General features: G+C 66.5%; 17 protein-coding genes. 7 read left to right on the forward strand and 10 right to left on the reverse strand.

Going from position 1 to position 15,590, the window contains the following annotated elements; all coding sequences use genetic code 11:
- Positions 1-69: 69 nt before the first annotated feature.
- Positions 70-1,179 (forward strand): ATP-dependent DNA helicase, encoded by a 1,110-nt coding sequence (locus ACQR10_RS18940; RefSeq protein ID WP_315803345.1) that lies wholly within the window; start codon positions 70-72, stop codon positions 1,177-1,179.
- A gap of 146 nt (positions 1,180-1,325) precedes the next feature.
- On the forward strand, positions 1,326-2,480 hold the full coding sequence (ppk2, locus tag ACQR10_RS18945; RefSeq protein WP_316217468.1) for a polyphosphate kinase 2: 1,155 nt from the start codon (positions 1,326-1,328) through the stop codon (positions 2,478-2,480).
- A gap of 10 nt (positions 2,481-2,490) precedes the next feature.
- Here ppk2 and ACQR10_RS18950 read toward each other — a convergent pair whose 3' ends face one another.
- Positions 2,491-2,742, reverse strand: coding sequence for a hypothetical protein (locus ACQR10_RS18950; RefSeq protein ID WP_315803343.1), 252 nt, complete (start codon positions 2,740-2,742; stop codon positions 2,491-2,493).
- Positions 2,743-2,901: 159 nt separating this feature from the next.
- Positions 2,902-3,159 (reverse strand): hypothetical protein, encoded by a 258-nt coding sequence (locus tag ACQR10_RS18955; RefSeq protein WP_316217471.1) that lies wholly within the window; start codon positions 3,157-3,159, stop codon positions 2,902-2,904.
- Between the two features lie 1,029 nt (positions 3,160-4,188).
- Between ACQR10_RS18955 and msrA the strand changes: the two genes are divergently transcribed.
- From msrA to ACQR10_RS18970, 3 genes are all read left to right on the forward strand, one after another.
- Positions 4,189-4,902, forward strand: a complete 714-nt coding sequence (gene msrA, locus ACQR10_RS18960; RefSeq protein ID WP_316217472.1) for a peptide-methionine (S)-S-oxide reductase MsrA — start codon at positions 4,189-4,191, stop codon at positions 4,900-4,902.
- A 70-nt stretch (positions 4,903-4,972) separates the two neighbouring features.
- Positions 4,973-5,383 (forward strand): peptide-methionine (R)-S-oxide reductase MsrB, encoded by a 411-nt coding sequence (msrB, locus tag ACQR10_RS18965; RefSeq protein WP_315803340.1) that lies wholly within the window; start codon positions 4,973-4,975, stop codon positions 5,381-5,383.
- A gap of 396 nt (positions 5,384-5,779) precedes the next feature.
- Positions 5,780-6,064: a hypothetical protein gene (locus ACQR10_RS18970; RefSeq protein ID WP_315733902.1), complete on the forward strand. Its 285-nt coding sequence runs from the start codon at positions 5,780-5,782 to the stop codon at positions 6,062-6,064.
- A 99-nt stretch (positions 6,065-6,163) separates the two neighbouring features.
- Here the strand turns inward: ACQR10_RS18970 and ACQR10_RS18975 are convergent, their stop codons facing one another.
- Positions 6,164-6,715, reverse strand: coding sequence for a DUF4112 domain-containing protein (locus ACQR10_RS18975; RefSeq protein ID WP_316217550.1), 552 nt, complete (start codon positions 6,713-6,715; stop codon positions 6,164-6,166).
- A 63-nt stretch (positions 6,716-6,778) separates the two neighbouring features.
- Positions 6,779-7,738: a helix-turn-helix transcriptional regulator gene (locus ACQR10_RS18980; protein WP_315803339.1), complete on the reverse strand. Its 960-nt coding sequence runs from the start codon at positions 7,736-7,738 to the stop codon at positions 6,779-6,781.
- A gap of 260 nt (positions 7,739-7,998) precedes the next feature.
- On the opposite strand from ACQR10_RS18980, the gene ACQR10_RS18985 reads away from it, so the two are divergent.
- Positions 7,999-8,244 carry a hypothetical protein gene (locus tag ACQR10_RS18985; RefSeq protein ID WP_316177639.1) on the forward strand — a complete coding sequence of 82 codons (246 nt, stop codon included), beginning with the start codon at positions 7,999-8,001 and terminating at the stop codon, positions 8,242-8,244.
- A gap of 32 nt (positions 8,245-8,276) precedes the next feature.
- Complete coding sequence (locus tag ACQR10_RS18990; protein ID WP_315803337.1) at positions 8,277-8,525, forward strand: GCG_CRPN prefix-to-repeats domain-containing protein; 249 nt, start codon at positions 8,277-8,279, stop codon at positions 8,523-8,525.
- Positions 8,526-8,553: 28 nt separating this feature from the next.
- On the opposite strand, the gene ACQR10_RS18995 is transcribed toward ACQR10_RS18990, so the two are convergent.
- The 6 genes from ACQR10_RS18995 to ACQR10_RS19020 all read right to left on the reverse strand — a co-directional run bounded on the left by ACQR10_RS18995 (position 8,554) and on the right by ACQR10_RS19020 (position 15,539).
- Complete coding sequence (locus ACQR10_RS18995; protein WP_315803336.1) at positions 8,554-8,991, reverse strand: DUF5413 family protein; 438 nt, start codon at positions 8,989-8,991, stop codon at positions 8,554-8,556.
- Positions 8,992-9,045: 54 nt separating this feature from the next.
- A complete protein-coding gene (locus ACQR10_RS19000) occupies positions 9,046-10,695 on the reverse strand; it encodes a hypothetical protein (RefSeq protein WP_315803335.1) in 1,650 nt (549 codons plus the stop codon).
- A 36-nt stretch (positions 10,696-10,731) separates the two neighbouring features.
- Entirely contained in the window at positions 10,732-12,024 is a 1,293-nt protein-coding gene (locus ACQR10_RS19005) for an adenylosuccinate synthase (protein WP_315803334.1), read from the reverse strand.
- 347 nt (positions 12,025-12,371) lie between these two features.
- Positions 12,372-13,055 (reverse strand): ABC transporter ATP-binding protein, encoded by a 684-nt coding sequence (locus ACQR10_RS19010; protein WP_316217473.1) that lies wholly within the window; start codon positions 13,053-13,055, stop codon positions 12,372-12,374.
- Positions 13,048-14,274: an ABC transporter permease gene (locus ACQR10_RS19015; protein ID WP_316217474.1), complete on the reverse strand. Its 1,227-nt coding sequence runs from the start codon at positions 14,272-14,274 to the stop codon at positions 13,048-13,050. The genes ACQR10_RS19010 and ACQR10_RS19015 overlap by 8 nt, the downstream gene beginning before the upstream one ends.
- Complete coding sequence (locus ACQR10_RS19020; protein ID WP_316177632.1) at positions 14,271-15,539, reverse strand: efflux RND transporter periplasmic adaptor subunit; 1,269 nt, start codon at positions 15,537-15,539, stop codon at positions 14,271-14,273. The genes ACQR10_RS19015 and ACQR10_RS19020 overlap by 4 nt, the downstream gene beginning before the upstream one ends.
- Between the last annotated feature and the right edge of the window lie 51 nt (positions 15,540-15,590).

Raw genomic sequence — 15,590 nt, forward strand, 5'->3', positions numbered from 1 at the left:
TCTCCCCGCATCAGCCCTTAGGTTCACGGAATGTCCCCGAGTCGCCGCGCGGCTCCATCCCTGTGAGCCATGACCACCTTCTCCCCGCATCAGGATTCCGCGCTGAAGGCCGTCGGCGATTGGCTGAAGGCCAAGCCCGGCCAGAGCGGCACGCCACAAGTGTTCCGGCTGTTCGGCTATGCCGGAACCGGCAAGACCACGCTGGCCCGCCACATCGCCGAGGGCGTCGACGGCGAGGTCAAGTTCGCGGCGTTCACCGGCAAGGCGGCGCTGGTGATGCGCAGCAAGGGCTGCGACAACGCCTCCACCATCCATTCGCTGATCTATCGCGCGCAAGAAACCGGCGAGGAGCAGCCGAACTTCGAATTGTGGGACGACGCGCCGGCCTCCAAGGCCAAGCTGATCATCATCGACGAATGCTCGATGGTCGACGCCGATCTCGGCCGCGACCTGCTGTCCTTCGACTGCCCGCTGCTGGTGCTCGGCGATCCCGCGCAGCTGCCGCCGGTCAAGGGGGGCGGCTTCTTCACCGACAGCGAGCCGGACGTGATGCTGACCGAGGTGCATCGCCAGGCCAAGGACGATCCGATCGTGCGGATGTCGATGGACGTGCGCGAGGGCAACACGCTCGACGTCGGCCGCTACGGCGAGAGCGAGGTGGTCGAGCGCCGCGAGCTCGATCCGTCCCGCGTCATGGAGGCCGACCAGGTGCTGGTCGGCCGCAACGCCACCCGACGCGCCTACAACAACCGCTTCCGGCAGCGCCTCGACATCGAGGACGCGCTCCCTGTCGCCGGCGACAAGCTGGTCTGCCTGCGCAACAACCGCAAGAAGGGCCTGTTCAATGGGGGGCTGTGGCGGGTGAAGTCGCGCGCGACCTCGAAGTCCAAGATCGTCACCATGCGGGTCGCGCCCGACGAGGATCTCGGACGCAAGGTCACGAAAGTCTCGGTGCGCGGCGAATGCTTCGCCGGCGGCATCGAGGACATCCCGTGGGAGCAGCGCAAGCCCTATGACGAGTTCGACTACGGCTACGTGCTGACCGTGCACAAGTCGCAGGGCTCGCAATGGGACGACGTCGTGCTGTTCGACGAGAGCTTTGCCTTCCAGGAAAGCCGCGCCCGCTGGCTCTACACCGGCATCACCCGCGCCGCGAAGCGGCTGTCGATCGTGGTGTAACGCCGGCTTTACCGCGCGAGACGATTTTGCTCGCCTCGCTGGTACCCACCTGCGGCAGGTTGATCCACGTCAACCTGACGCAGGGTCCTTGGCGGATAAAGATCGATTCACATCTCTGTTAAACCAGCAGCAGGCGGCGGGATCGTATGGCAAAGTCCAACACCACGAAAGGCAAGACCAAAGGCAAGACGACGAAAGACAAGGCTTCCAACGGTCAGCGCAGCAAGCGCGCGAGCGCCACGGCGCGTGTCGCGCGCCGGCAGTCCGCAGCCAAGCTCGATCCGATCGGTCAGTCGCTTGTGGACGAATCGATGCAGGCCGCGCAGATCACCGAGCTGTCGGCGTTCGAGACCGTGCTCAACGGCCCGCCGGCCCTCGACCCCAACTCCGCGCCGGTCCGGGCGATGCTGGACGGCGCCGCGCCGGACGATGCCAGGCTGATGAAGGCGCTGATCGAGGGCAAGGCCAAGCCCGACAAGCGCCACACCTCCGACGAGCTCGCCGACAATTGGCGCCAGGGCGGCTACCCCTACAAATTCCGCATGTACCGCAAGGACTATGAGGAGCAGAAATTCATCCTGCAGACCGAGCTGTTGAAGCTGCAGAACTGGATGAAGGATGCGCGCCAGCGCCTGGTGCTGCTGTTCGAAGGCCGCGACGCCGCCGGCAAGGGCGGCACCATCAAGCGCTTCATGGAGCATCTCAATCCGCGCGGCGCCCGCGTGGTGGCGCTGGACAAGCCGAGCGACGTCGAGCGCGGCCAGTGGTACTTCCAGCGCTATGTCGAGCATCTGCCGACCGCGGGCGAAATCGTGCTGTTCGACCGCTCCTGGTACAACCGCTCCGGCGTCGAGCGCGTGATGGGCTTCTGCTCTCAGGTCGAGTACGACGAGTTCCTGCGCCAGGTGCCGGAGTTCGAGCGCAACCTCGTGCGCAGCGGCATCCACCTCATCAAGTTCTGGTTCTCGGTCAGCCGCGACGAGCAGCGCCGCCGCTTCAAGGAGCGCGAGGCGCATCCGCTGAAGCAGTGGAAGCTGTCGCCGATCGACACCGCGTCGCTCGACAAATGGGACGACTACACCCGCGCGAAGGAGGCGATGTTCTTCTCCACCGACACCGCCGACTGCCCGTGGACCGTGATCAAGTCAGACGACAAGAAGCGTGCGCGGCTGAACGCGATGCGCTGCGTGCTGCATTCGCTGCCCTATGCCGGCAAGGACGTCTCGCGCATCGGCCAGGTCGACGACCTCATCGTCGGCCGCGCCAGCGTGATCCACGAGCGCGAGGAGCACGCGAGCTGAGCCACCCCGCTCAGCGCCGATGACGCCGGTGCGGCCTCGCCATATCGGCCGGCCGCATCGCTGCATTGGCATTCGGAAGGCCCGGCGCGCCGCGACGGGCCAACTCCGCCTGTGCCGCCGGCGTCAGCGTGCCGCCATTGAGCACGTCGCGTTCGGGATGCATGGCCTCATAGGCCGCCGGCTCGGAGAATTGCGCCGATGCCGCGGTCACCGCCAGCGTCGACATCAGCAGAGCTGCCGCCAGGCTCCTGAATATGATCATGATCGGTCTTCCCTCTGTGGTGCATCAATTCACGCTTGCGATCATGTAGGCGGGCGAAGGCTGCCCCCCTATCACGACTGCGCGAGCCGACAACCCTTCGTGAGCGCGCTCATGTCTCAGAGCTGGCGAAGGGATGACTCGTGCCGACGGTCCGACGCGTCACCGCCGCAGCGGCAGCCGATCATACGGGCTGAGACGGGCCCGCGGCGGAAACACGAGCACCGCGCCGGAGGCGCGCTCCATGCCCATTCTCCCCGCCGGCGTCAGCGCGCCGCCGTTGAGCACGTCGCGATCGGGATACATCGCCTGAAACGCCCCGGGCTCCTGCTCGCCGAAAAACCAGCCCTGCGCCGATGCTGGCGCAACAGTGGCCATCGACAGCAGCAAGGCTGCCGCCTTTGATTTCCAGGATGTCATGATTGTTCTCCAGGTTCTCAGGATGCGGAGACCACGCACGCGATTGATGACCTGGTCAGAGCCGTCATCAGTGAGGCGCGACCGCCTCTGTATTGACCGCGGCGGAAACGAAATATTCGCGGCGTTGTCGCCTTGCCGGGATCACGACCGCGAGACCTGAACCACACCATCATTCGAGGATCGACGAAGCGTGACGTCATCGTGAGTTCGTGAACGAGATGGCGCGCATCCGATGACCTCACCCCGTCGTTGCGAATTTGATGGCTGCCGACGATGCAGGATCGGTTACCGCGCCCAGCACCGCCCTGCAGCCCGTCGGGCAAATCGGCCGGCGACGACAAAAGCTGTCAAGGTATTCTGAAAAACATAAATCATTTCGCGCTCTGCCCAAATCAGGCTTATGATGCCTGCGTTTCGTTGCACGGCAGGGGACGTATCGCGATCGTCACGGACGTTGGCAGCGGAATGCGATGGACGCGACATGTTGCAGCGGGTCCTGGACCTGCCGACGAACGGCATGGCGCGGACGGCGAAAGCGTGTGGTCCTGGCCTCCCGACGCTGAGGCCAAGCTGGCGGTGATGATCCGCCGGCGACGGGGGCAAGACAGCCGGTCCCCGGGGAGAGCACGTATAAGCGTTAACACCGTCGCGCAGGGAGGGCCGGATCTGTCCGGCTGAACCTGTGGTACCTGCCGCCTGCATTTTTTAAGCAGGCGGGCCACGGGCCTCAGTCGAGGTCCGGCCTTCCCTGCGCCCTCCACTTCGGAGGGCCGATGAACCGGCATCCCTCGGGCAATTCGGGCCGCGAGACCACATCGTCATGCCTGGAACGGTCTCGCCACAACTCCCAGCGTCGTCCCGGCACCATTGGGCGATTGCGCACGTGCCGCCGCCCCCCGCCTGTTCACGCAGTCGTGTCACTTCCCCCGTAACGCCGGACGGGCACGGACGTATCTTGCAGCAGAGGCCGGGCCGGGCCAGTGTTTCCGGCCGGCGAGACGAGACAAGCCCCCTCACGAGGATTCGAAGATGCGCCTCACCCGCTCCCTTTTCGTCAAGACAGCCGTGCTCGGTGCGATGGCGGCAGGCATCCTGGCCTGGCAGCCGCTGCATGCCGCCGAGCAGGCCGTTGTGATCCCGCCGCCGGCCCAGGACCAGCCGGCCTCCGACGCGCTGGAAACCGCTGTGGTCGCCGGCGGCTGCTTCTGGGGCGTCCAGGGCGTCTACCAGCACACCGCCGGCGTGGTCAGCGCTGTCTCCGGCTATGCCGGCGGCACCAAGGCCACGGCCGACTACCGCACGGTGTCGAGCGGCACGACCGGCCACGCGGAATCGGTCCAGATCAAATACGATCCGAAGAAGATCTCCTACGGCAAGATCCTGCAGATCTTCTTTTCGGTCGTGCACGATCCGACCCAGTTGAACCGCCAGGGCCCGGACAGCGGAACCCAATATCGCTCGGCGATCTTCACCACCTCGGAGGCGCAGAAGAAGGTCGCCGAGGCCTATATCGCGCAGCTCGACAAGGCCAAGGTGTTCGGCAAGCCGATCGTCACCAAGATCGGCAAGCTCGAGGCGTTCTATCCGGCCGAGGACTACCACCAGGACTACCTGACGCTGCACCCCAGCCAACCCTATATCGCCTATAACGACCTGCCGAAGATCGACAATCTGAAGAAGATCTTTGCCGAGAACTACATCGACAAGCCGACGCTGGTCCGGGACGCCAAGGCGACGAACTGAGGCGTCGCGTTCGGCCCGACCAGCGCCATGACAGGGGCGGACCATACGGGTCCGCCTGGAGGACCACAGGATGAGCGACACCAAGACGAACAACAAGGTCGTCAAGAGCGAGGCAGAATGGCGCAAGGAGCTGACGCCGATGCAGTACGCCGTGCTGCGCGAGAAGGCGACCGAGCGCCCCTTCTCGGGCGAGTATGAGCATGAGCACCGCGCCGGGACCTATGTCTGCGCCGGCTGCGGCCAGACCCTGTTCGAGTCCGACGCCAAGTTTGATTCCGGCTGCGGCTGGCCGAGCTTCACCCGGCCGGCGACGGAGAGCCACGTTGACGAGGAGACCGACACGACCCATGGCATGGTTCGGACCGAGGTGCTGTGCTCGAAATGCTCGGGCCATCTCGGCCACGTCTTTCCCGACGGCCCGGGGCCGACCGGCCTGCGCTATTGCATCAACTCGGCGGCGCTGAAGCTGAAACCGCGCTGATGGCACGCCTGGCCCCGGTCCCGTCATCGACGGTACTCGGGGCCGCTGGCTTGCGGCGGGCGAGGCGCGGGCGGCCAAAACCGGCCACAAGGGGTGAGATTTTAGCCGTGCAGATCGGGCTCTCCTGCATTCACAAGTTGCGGATCAATTAAGCTACTGAAAAGACAGCATGTTTCAAGGCGGCCCACAGCGGGCCGGATTTACGATGTGAGCGTGCAGGATTCGCATTTCTGCCAAATCGGCCTATATTAGGGGTCGTAACTGACTATGCAGGGCCGGGCCGCCTGGAGCGGCAAATCCCGCCCTCCACCCCCGCAATCGCTGGCGTCATTGCCAAGCTGAGTGTTTTGAAAGCTCGCGTCAGCGCTTCCAGCCGACAAGAAGAGGTCTCAGACCATGCGTCCACTGCGTCCGTTCAACTTCAACACCTCTGCCGAACTGTTTCCCGCCGCCATCCGCAAGAAGAAGCGGGCGGGTTTCGCCTATCGGCGGTTCGGCACCGCGGCCGAAGCCGTGCGCTTCGCCATGGAGGAGTTGCCTGCGGATTCGCTGAATGGCGCCTACCTGCAGGTCGAGGAGGCCCGGTTCGACCAGAACGGCATCCGCACCCTGTATGAGAGCGAGGCGTTTCCGCTGCCGCGCCGCGTGGTCGACAAGGCGCCGGACGCCGATGCGGCCTGACGGCTGCCAGAGCATTCTTCGATACCCTGCCCCGCCTCGTGCGGGGCAGTTTTTTATGGGGGTCTGTTTGTCCGTTTGTTGCCCCGGTCCCGTCGCACGTCAGCGCGGCTGGGTATCCAGCCACCGCCGCAGGATCTTGGCGTTGCGCATGTTGGCGCGGAACAGCACGTCGAAGGCGTCGCCCGCCACCGGCACCATGCCGATCACGCCCTCGACCGCGACATTGCCCAGCATCCGCGTGATGACGTGCCAGGGCGCGCCCAGCGCCCGGGCCTCGCGCACCAGCCACAGCGACAGCGCGGTCGCGATGAGGTCGCCGACCACCGGGATGAGGCCGATGATGCCGTCGATGCCGTAGCGGATGTTGGTGCCGGGCAGGACGAAGGCGACGTCGAGCAGCTTCGCCACCGCCTCGAGCCGCGCGATGCGCTGCTCGCGGGTCAGGTTGCCGAACGGATTGGCGGTGTTGAAATCGAACCGCACGCCATCCGGGCCGACGAAGGCGCCATTGAACGAGGACCGGAACGCCCCTTGCGGGATCTCTCGTCCGTCCTGGTCGATGATCGGTCCGCGCGCCTCATCGGAGTTGAAGCGCGCCTGCGAGGCGCGTCCCGATGCGCGGCGGGGCGAGGTGGACATCTGGTCTTGCATACCCATGAGATGGCAACGCGCGGGGCCCGGCACAAGTTGCGTCGAACCGCCGCCTTGTCTCGCCTAGCGGCCCCGTGCGCCGGTCGGCGTCAGCCCGAAGCGGCGCCGGAAGCAGCGGTTGAAATAGGACAGGTCGTTGAAGCCGCAGGCAAACGCGATATCGCTGATGCGGCGTCCGCCACCGGCCAGCAGGTCCATGGCCTTGCGCAGGCGCAGCTCATTCAGCCGGGCCGAGAAGCCGGCGCCGGCCTCGTGCAGCAGGTCATTGACGTAGCGCTCGGACAGGCCCGCCGCGGCCGCAAGCTTCTGCGCCGAAAAATCCGGCTCGGCAAAGCGGCTGTTCAGAATGGTCAGCAGCCCCGCGAGGCGAACGCTGCGCAGGCCGCCGCGGCCGGCCTTGCGCATCGCGTCGCCGCGGACACCGAGCCCGAGCGCCACCAGATCGAGCAGATGCTGCGCGATCGCCGGGCCGGCTTCGTCGGCCGCGGCGGGATGGGCGAGCAGCAATTCGCTGTAGTCCATCGCGAGCGACAGCGCGCCGCCGGGCGCCAATTCGCGCCCGACCAGGTCATCGACACCGGAGACCATCGAGCGCAGCGTCATCATCGGCAGATGCACGTTGACGAAGCGCTTGTGATTGGCGCCATCGGCGCTGAAGAACGGCTCATCGAGCTTGAGCAGCACCATCGCCCCCGGCCGCAGAGCGAACTCGCGTCCGCGATGAACGACCATCGCCTCGCGACTGCCGGCGTTGCGCGCCAGGCAATAGCGGTCGTCGTTGGTCGCGAGCACCTGGCGCCGTTCGCGCCTGACACGGGTGAAGGTGCCGTCGCAGCGCCCGAGCAGGGTGGTGCCGATGTGGATGGCGTTCATTACGGCGCGAAACGGCACGTCCTCGGCCGGATCGAGCTCGCCCGTGTTGGAGAAGTGCTCGAACAATTCCGCAAAGCACAAGAAGCGCTGCCTGTCGTCGAGCCCTTTCGGCAGCATGTCGGTCGACAGCATTTTCCTGACGATGGTCATCGAAATCAGATCCGAGGCAAAGGAATTTCCGAAGCAACGCGATCAATGTGGCAGCGGCGGGATGAACGGCCGCTGAAGTCGGCAAAGCTCATCAGGACGGATCGGGAGCGCCGATCAGTCCAAGTCGCGCGACCGTTCATGCCGATGAGTCCAAGACAGCGGCAACGGGTTCAACTAGCGATGCGGATGGACGCACGCCGACATGCGTTGCGGCCTGCATCCTCCAAGTCGAACAGCCATGAGTCCGAGGAGAGATTGAAATGACCATGTCTTCCGCGGCCCGCAAGCTCGGCCTCGGCGCCGCCCTCGCGGGTTGCATCGGGATCGGCTACGCGCTCGGCGCGCAGCCGCACATGACCGCGACCGTCACCATGCTGCAATCGGCGCGAGCCGAGCTGGCTCAGGCGACACCGAACAAGGGCGGCCATCGCGAACGCGCGCTGGGGCTGATCGATCAGGCCATCACCGAGGTGCGTGCCGGCATCGCGTTCGCGGCGGGCGGCTGACCAATTCGCAAATCAAACCAGGGAGACCATCGATGCGAACCATCCTCACCAGCACGCTCCTGTTGGGAATTCTGACCGTCGGCGCATCTGCGATGCCGCTGGCTTCGATCGACGCCGGATCCAAGCCGGAGGTGATTCAGGTCGCCGGCGGCTGCGGCCCTGGCTGGCACCGCGGTCCCTATGGCGGATGCCTGCGCAACTACGCCAATCCGGCGGCGCACGCTTGCCCACGCGGCTTTCACATCGGCCCCGGCGGCCGCTGCCGCGGCAACGGCAGGTAGGGCCGAGCTGCTCGTGTGTTCAGCTTGCTTACGCAGTCGGCGGCTCGGTGGCGACCGCCGGCTGCGGCTCCTCGACGAATCTGTGCACCAGCCACGATGACACCGTCGCCGGGATGAAGCCGACCAGCCCGTACAGGATCCACTGGATGATGCCGTATTCGGAGCCGTGCGAGGCGTAGTTGAAGGCCGCGAGCAGGAAGGCGATGGCTCCCACCAGCAGCATCCGCAACGTCGGCCCGATGCGCCTGACGTGGAACAGGATGTCGTCGATCGCGCAGATCATCAGCGCCGGCAGGAAGCCGAACAGATAGCTGTATTGCAGCGAGGTGACGAAGACCTTGAACAGCTTGGCCACTTCGCCCGGATTGGTGTTGGTCCAATAGCCGGACATGTAGGTCGTGACCAGGAGCAGCGCGAAGCCGCCCAGCGCCGGGCCTACGGCAACGAAGATGAGATATCGCTTCATGCCCAATCTCCTGCCTCACCGGCCCGCCGATCGGGCCAAGCCCGTGCTGATTCCTCAGTCACCCCACAGCGCGAAAGCGTCGTTGAAGGCGCGCTCGCCCGGGGCGCCCTTCTCGATCGCGATGATCGCCCGGCGCTGATTGGTGTAAACCAAGGGAACGTCGAACCAGGAGCGCTCCTTGAGGAGCTGCACGTTGCGAGCGCGATCGGCATCGACGTTGGACAGGCCGACCAGGAAGAAGCCGTCGGTGACCTTGACCGCGAGGCCCGCCAGCGGCGTTCCGCGCGACTGTTCGTTGGACTTCATCAGGATGCCTGGCACGTTGCCGACGCCGCCGCCGTTGAAATCCTGCGGCAGGATGAAAGTGAGCTCGGCGGTGTGGCTCGCCGGCAGCGACGTGTCGGTGTTGCGGCGGAACGACATCGTCATCTTGAACTTGCGATCGGGAATCTCGATGTCGGCGCGCACCGCGATGTCGGCCTTCTGCGTGGCCGTCGCCTTGATCTGCTCGGTGCGCCAGACCACCGAGCCGATATATTGCTTGCCCTTCGGATCGGACGGATCCTCGTCATACAGCACGACGCGCTGCGCGACCGGCGCGATCTGGTCCGAGGACGGCGACTGGCCGACGCGGTCGGTGATCTTCGGCTTGCTCAGCGGCGCGCCGGTGTCCTTCGGCGCCTCGACCGTCGAGGAAGATTTGAACAGGCCGTTGACCATGCCGACCAGCGGCCGGCCCCACAGAATTCCGGCGCCGATCAGGATCAGCACGATCCCGGCGGCGATGGCGGCCTTGAACGGAAAGGTCGAGCCGCTGCGCTCCGACTTCTTCTTGCCCTCGCGATCCGGAGCGGCGCCACGCTGACGGGTCGAGGTGGCCGGCAGCGCGTAGCGCTCGGCCTCCTGGACCGACTCGTCATAGGAGTACGGCGCTTCGGGCAGCGGCGGCCGGTCATCGTCGTCGCCCTCGAGCCGGTCGAGATCGGTGGCCGGAACGTTGGCGTAGGTCTTGCGCGCGGCGCGGTTGGCCTGGGCGGTGGCCTTGCCGAGATCGTCGACATCAGCGGTGATGTCGCGGAAGCCGCGCATGGCGGGCGGCGTTGCCGGATTGCCGTTGTCCTGAGCACCGCGGCGAGCGGCAGCCGGACGTTCGCGCACGGGAGGCGCCGCCCCATCCTGTGGAGGCGTTTGAGGCGGCTGGGGCCGCGGTGGCACGGCTGGTGCGCCAGCCGCAGCCGGCGGCGCTTCCGGTCGCTGATTGCGCGCCGGACGCAGCTCGGCCGTCTCGCCGGCGAGCGGCGGCCGGTCGGCCCGGGCAGCAGCCGGGGCCGCCGGTCGCGGCCGGGGGGCGGCCGTGGCGGCCTGGTCTGGAGTCGGAGTGGGCTGAGCCGAGGGGGGTGCCGGAGCATCCGAACTCCGCGCACCGGCCCGTCGGAGCGCATCACCTGGGCGAGCGGCGCCACTGGACGCCCGCTGCGCCTCGCGGGCACGCTGGGCTGCTTCCGCCTCGACCTTGCGCACGGCCTCCTCGAGCGACAGCCGCTCGCGCGTGATCTCGGACTCGCTGAGCGGCGGCTGGACGCTGCGCAGCTGCGCGATCAACGCCGCCCGCGCCCGCTCGTAAAGCGCACGCCGGCTTTCCCCGGGAGCGTTGGGGTCCAATCCGGCAATGGCACGGGCTATCAGCGGGTAGTAGTCGGCCATATCAACTCAATTCGCGCGCTCAGCTGTCGGGTCCCGTCATGCCTCGAAGGGATTCTGGACCAGAATAGTATCCTCGCGTTCGGGGCTGGTGGAAAGCAGCGCGATCGGGCAACCCACCAGTTCCTCGATGCGCCGGACGTATTTGATGGCCTGAGCCGGCAGATCGGCCCAGGAGCGCGCGTTCGCCGTCGGCTGCTTCCAGCCTTCGATCGTCTCGTAGATCGGTTCGACCCTGGACTGCGCGCCCTCACCTGCCGGAAAATGATCGATCTCCTTGCCGTCCAGCCTGTAGCCGGTACAGACCTCGATGGTGTCGAAACCATCGAGAATGTCCAGCTTGGTCAGCGCAAGACCGTTAATGCCGCAGGTCCGCACCGCCTGGCGAACCAGCACCGCATCGAACCAGCCGCAACGACGCGGCCGGCCGGTATTCGTTCCGAATTCGCGGCCGCGCTCGCCGATCTTGCGGCCGGTCTCGTTGTCCTGCTCGGTCGGAAACGGCCCCTGTCCGACGCGGGTCGTGTAGGCCTTGCACAGGCCGAGCACGTAGCCGATCGCGCCCGGTCCGAGGCCGGCGCCGGTCGCCGCCTGCGCCGCCACCGTGTTGGACGAGGTCACGTAAGGGTAGGTGCCGTGGTCGACGTCAAGCAGCGCACCCTGGGCGCCCTCGAACAGCATGCGCTTGCCTTCGCGGCGCTTGATGTCGAGCAGCCGCCACACGGTCTCCGCGTAGGGCAGCAGCTTCGGCGCCAGCGCCGTCAGCTCGCGCAGGATCTGCTGGCCGTCGATCGGCTCGAGGCCGAGACCCCGGCGCAACGCGTTGTGATGGGCGAGCAGGCGATCGATCTTGTGCGGCAGCGTATCGAGATCGGCGAGGTCCATCAGCCGGATCGCGCGGCGGCCGACCTTGTCCTCATAGGCCGGGCCGATGCCGCGGCGGGTGGTGCCGATCGCGGTCGCGGCGCTCGCGGACTCGCGCAGCGCGTCGAGCTCGCGGTGCAGCGGCAGGATCAAGGTGACGTTCTCGGCGACGCGCAGATTGTCCGGGCTGATGGCGACGCCCTGCGACTGCAGCTTGCCGACCTCGTCGAGAAAGGCCTGCGGATCGAACACGACGCCATTGCCGATCACCGACAGCTTGCCGGTGCGCAGCACGCCCGACGGCAGCAGCGCCAGCTTGTAGGTCGCGCCGTTGATGACCAGCGTATGGCCGGCATTATGGCCGCCCTGGAAGCGCACGACGATGTCGGCCTGCTCCGACAGCCAGTCGACGATCTTGCCCTTCCCCTCGTCACCCCATTGGGCGCCGACGACGACGACGTTAGCCATTCGCAGCTCTTTCCTCTGCCAAGATCCAAAACAGCACGATCGGTTCGGACGAAATCGCTTCCGATGAGGGGCCAGCCTGGCCAACCATGCGCCCAGCCCAAATCGCGGCCAGGACCGCTCGCTTGCGAGGCGACCCACCGGATAAAGGAAGCCGCCGGGCTAGGCAAGCGAGAACGGGCCTTCGGAGCACACAACAGCGCCACCAAGCCTTTGATAAGCCCCAAAATTTCAAGCCGCCCCGGCTGCGGATCGGGCGACCCGGCCGTGCGCTTCTGGCGGCGCATCGACCCGGGCAGTTCCATTGAGCACCCGAACGGCGGCGAATCTACGATCGAAGCGACCCGCTCTCAGCTCTGGATGCGGCCGTCGACAACCTCGATGATGCGATCGCAGCGCCGGGCCAGATCAAGGTTGTGGGTGACGAGCAGGAAGCTCGTGCCGACCTTCCGATTGACGTCGCGCATCAGGCCAAAGACCGCCTCGGCAGACTTGGTGTCGAGGTTGCCGGTCGGCTCGTCCGCCAGGACCAGATCGGGGTTCATCGCCAGCGCCCGCGCCACCGCGACGCGCTGCTGCTGGCCGCCCGACATGTTGCTCGCGAGATGGTCGGCGAATTTCGCCAGCCCGACCTGGTCGAGCAGCTTCGAGGCCTGCGCCTCGATCTCGGGACCCGGGAAGCCGCGATCGACCAGCAGCGGCATCATCACGTTCTCCTTGGCCGTGAAGGCGGAGATCAGGAGATGAGACTGAAAGATGAAACCGATGGTATGGCCGCGCAGATGGGTGAGCTCGGTATCATTGAGCGATGCCGTATCCTGGCCCTTGATCGTCAGCCGGCCGGAGGTCGGCCGGTCCAAGAGACCGACGATGTTCAGCAGAGTGCTCTTGCCGGAGCCGGACGGGCCGATCAGCGCGACGAACTCGCCGCGGTCGACCTCGATGTCGATATCGTGCAGCACCTCGGTCTCGGTCGGCTGCCCGACATTGTAGGCCTTGCAGACCTTTTCCAGTCGCAGCAGGACCTCAGCCACGGATCGCCACCACCGGATCGAGCTTGGCCGCGCGCAGCGCCGGCGCGGTCGCGGCGAGCAGGCCCGTCACCGTCGCGAGCAGGGCCGTGATGACGAACAATCGGCGTTCGAGGATCAACGGAAACAACTCCGAGCCATCGGCCTGACGCTGCACCGCATGCCAATAGATCAGCGCACCCGCGCCCATCGCCGCGCCGAACAGCGAGCCGACGAAGCCGAGCAGCCCGCCCTGCAGCAGGAACACGCGCAATATCTGTCCGCGCGAGGTGCCCATCGCACGCAGGATCCCGATCTCCTTGGAGCGCTGGATCACCGAGACGATCAGCACGGCGGCGATTCCGAACGCGACCGAGAGCGCGACGAAGACGCGGATCAGCGTGTTGGATGTCGCCTGCGCGCGCACCGCGGTGAAGAACTGGGCATTGGTCTTGATCCAGCTGTCGGCCTTGACGCGATTGGCGGCCTGGATGCGCTGCGCAATGTCCTCAGCGGCATAGATGTCCCGTACCGTCATGTCGATCGTGGTGACGCCGCCGACCATGCCGAGCAGCGACTGCGCCGTGCGCAGCGCGACATAGGCGGAGCGCTGATTGGCGCCCTTGCTGCCGAGGTCGACGAGGCCAGTCACGATCAGCACGCGGTTGGCGCCGGAGGCGGCCTGAATGTTGAGCTTGTCGCCGACGATGGCGCCGAGATCCCTGGCGAGCTCGGTGCCGATGATGATGTCCTCGCTGGTCAGGCGCGGCTCGCCGGCGACGATGTAGTCCGGCACGCGCACGATTCTGAAGTAGCTCTCCGGCTCGATGCCGGACAGCGTCACGGCGCGGCTGGCGTCGCCGCGAATGGCGAGGGCGGAGCCGGAGATGGTCGGCGACACCGCCGAGATCTCCGGCATCGCCAGCATCTGATTGCGGATCTTCGGCCATTGATCGATCGAGATCACGCGCTGGCTCGGACGCTGCACGATGGCATCCTCGATCACGCCATTGTCGTTGCGCAGGGGACGCGCAACCTGATCCGGCGTCAGCAGCTGGATCTGCGGCTGCGAGGTCAGCACCCGCTTGATGAAATTGGCCTCGAGGCCGGCCAGCATCGCCGACATGAACACGATGACGCCGACGCCGATCGCGATGCCGCCGATGATGAACAAGGTCTGCAGCCGGCCCTCGCGCAGGAAGCGTACCGCCGCGATCCACTCGAAGGGCAGCCAGCGGTTCACGGCAGCACCGGACGGAAGCGCTGGCCGGTCAGGATGCCGGAACTCTGGGGCACGGCGATGTCACCGGCATTCAAGCCGTCGACGATCTCGACATGGCTGTTGCCGCGGATGCCGACGCGCACCGGCTGCTTGGCGGCGCGGCCGTCCTTCACGCCGAGCACCCAGGGCTGTCCCGAGGTGATGTCGTGAACCGAGCGCACCGGCAGCTCCAGCGTATCCTTGCGGGAGGCGACCTCGATGTCGACAGACACCGTCATGTCCTGGCGCAGATAGTCGGGCGGGTCCTTGACGATCAGCTTGACCTGGACGGACGCGCGGGAAATATCGATGCCGGGGTTGATGTAGCTGACCACGGCGGGGAAGCGCTTGTCGGGATAGGCATCGGCCGACGCCAGCGCCGTCTGGCCGAGCGCCAGCTTGCCGAGATTGCGCTCGTCGATCTGCAGGACGAGCTGGAGATCGCCGGCAGGTGCCAGGACGAGCAGCGTCTTGCCGGGTTGCGCCACGGTGCCGCGCTCGACACTGCGCGTGATCAGCACGCCGTCGCGTGGCGCCGAGATCGTCGCATAGCCGAGACGCGACTGCGCGGTGTCGAGATTGGCGCGCGCCTGGTTCAGCTGCGTCTCGGCCATGACGTAGTCGCTGCCACCGGGGCTCGCCGTGAAGACCTGGAATTCGGCGGCACGCTTCTGCGCCAGCGCAACGTCGAGCGTCTTCTGGGCCTCGTCGAGCGCCGCGCGCGTCGCATAGCCGTTGCCGGTCAGCTGCGACGTCCGGTCATAGGTCTGCTGGGCGTTGAGCAAGGTCGCCTGCACCTGGCGCAACGCCTCCTTCGCCGACGGCAAGGTCAGCTCGGCGAGCTGGCGCATCCGCGCCTCGGCCTGCGCCACCTGCCCTTGTGCCTGCACCACCGCAGCCTTCAGCTCGCGCGACTCCAGCGAGATCAGCGGCTGGCCCTTGGTGACATGCTGGCCTTCCAGCACCAGCACCTCCTCGACCGTGCCGGTGATCTGGCTGCCGATCTCGACGCGGAACGGCGTCTCGACGTGACCGCTGGCAACGACCGTCTCGACGAGGTCGCCGCGCCGGACCTGATCGACGACGATGGCAGGCCCAAGCATGACGCGGACGCTTTGCCAGCCGCCAAGGCCGAGCAGCACGATGATGGCGAGAGCGAACCAGCGATGCGCCCATACCGCCGCCAGGACGGTCGGACCAACGGCGGCTTTGGTGGGGGATGGGAGAGCTGCGGCTTGTTCGGCCATGGTCCTCAATACAAACTCGTCAATGCGGATGATGCCCGGCGACGGGCGCCA

This window comes from Bradyrhizobium sp. HKCCYLRH2060, assembly GCF_051168135.1.
Lineage (GTDB): Bacteria > Pseudomonadota > Alphaproteobacteria > Rhizobiales > Xanthobacteraceae > Bradyrhizobium.

Excerpts from the sequence above, each read along its gene's own strand:
- ACQR10_RS18940 (WP_315803345.1), top strand. The coding sequence starts at position 70 with ATGACCACCTTCTCCCCGCATCAGGATTCCGCGCTGAAGGCCGTCGGC.
- ppk2 (WP_316217468.1), top strand. The coding sequence starts at position 1,326 with ATGGCAAAGTCCAACACCACGAAAGGCAAGACCAAAGGCAAGACGACG.
- ACQR10_RS18950 (WP_315803343.1), bottom strand. The coding sequence starts at position 2,742 with ATGATCATATTCAGGAGCCTGGCGGCAGCTCTGCTGATGTCGACGCTG.
- ACQR10_RS18955 (WP_316217471.1), bottom strand. The coding sequence starts at position 3,159 with ATGACATCCTGGAAATCAAAGGCGGCAGCCTTGCTGCTGTCGATGGCC.
- msrA (WP_316217472.1), top strand. The coding sequence starts at position 4,189 with ATGCGCCTCACCCGCTCCCTTTTCGTCAAGACAGCCGTGCTCGGTGCG.
- msrB (WP_315803340.1), top strand. The coding sequence starts at position 4,973 with ATGAGCGACACCAAGACGAACAACAAGGTCGTCAAGAGCGAGGCAGAA.
- ACQR10_RS18970 (WP_315733902.1), top strand. The coding sequence starts at position 5,780 with ATGCGTCCACTGCGTCCGTTCAACTTCAACACCTCTGCCGAACTGTTT.
- ACQR10_RS18975 (WP_316217550.1), bottom strand. The coding sequence starts at position 6,715 with ATGCAAGACCAGATGTCCACCTCGCCCCGCCGCGCATCGGGACGCGCC.
- ACQR10_RS18980 (WP_315803339.1), bottom strand. The coding sequence starts at position 7,738 with ATGACCATCGTCAGGAAAATGCTGTCGACCGACATGCTGCCGAAAGGG.
- ACQR10_RS18985 (WP_316177639.1), top strand. The coding sequence starts at position 7,999 with ATGACCATGTCTTCCGCGGCCCGCAAGCTCGGCCTCGGCGCCGCCCTC.
- ACQR10_RS18990 (WP_315803337.1), top strand. The coding sequence starts at position 8,277 with ATGCGAACCATCCTCACCAGCACGCTCCTGTTGGGAATTCTGACCGTC.
- ACQR10_RS18995 (WP_315803336.1), bottom strand. The coding sequence starts at position 8,991 with ATGAAGCGATATCTCATCTTCGTTGCCGTAGGCCCGGCGCTGGGCGGC.
- ACQR10_RS19000 (WP_315803335.1), bottom strand. The coding sequence starts at position 10,695 with ATGGCCGACTACTACCCGCTGATAGCCCGTGCCATTGCCGGATTGGAC.
- ACQR10_RS19005 (WP_315803334.1), bottom strand. The coding sequence starts at position 12,024 with ATGGCTAACGTCGTCGTCGTCGGCGCCCAATGGGGTGACGAGGGGAAG.
- ACQR10_RS19020 (WP_316177632.1), bottom strand. The coding sequence starts at position 15,539 with ATGGCCGAACAAGCCGCAGCTCTCCCATCCCCCACCAAAGCCGCCGTT.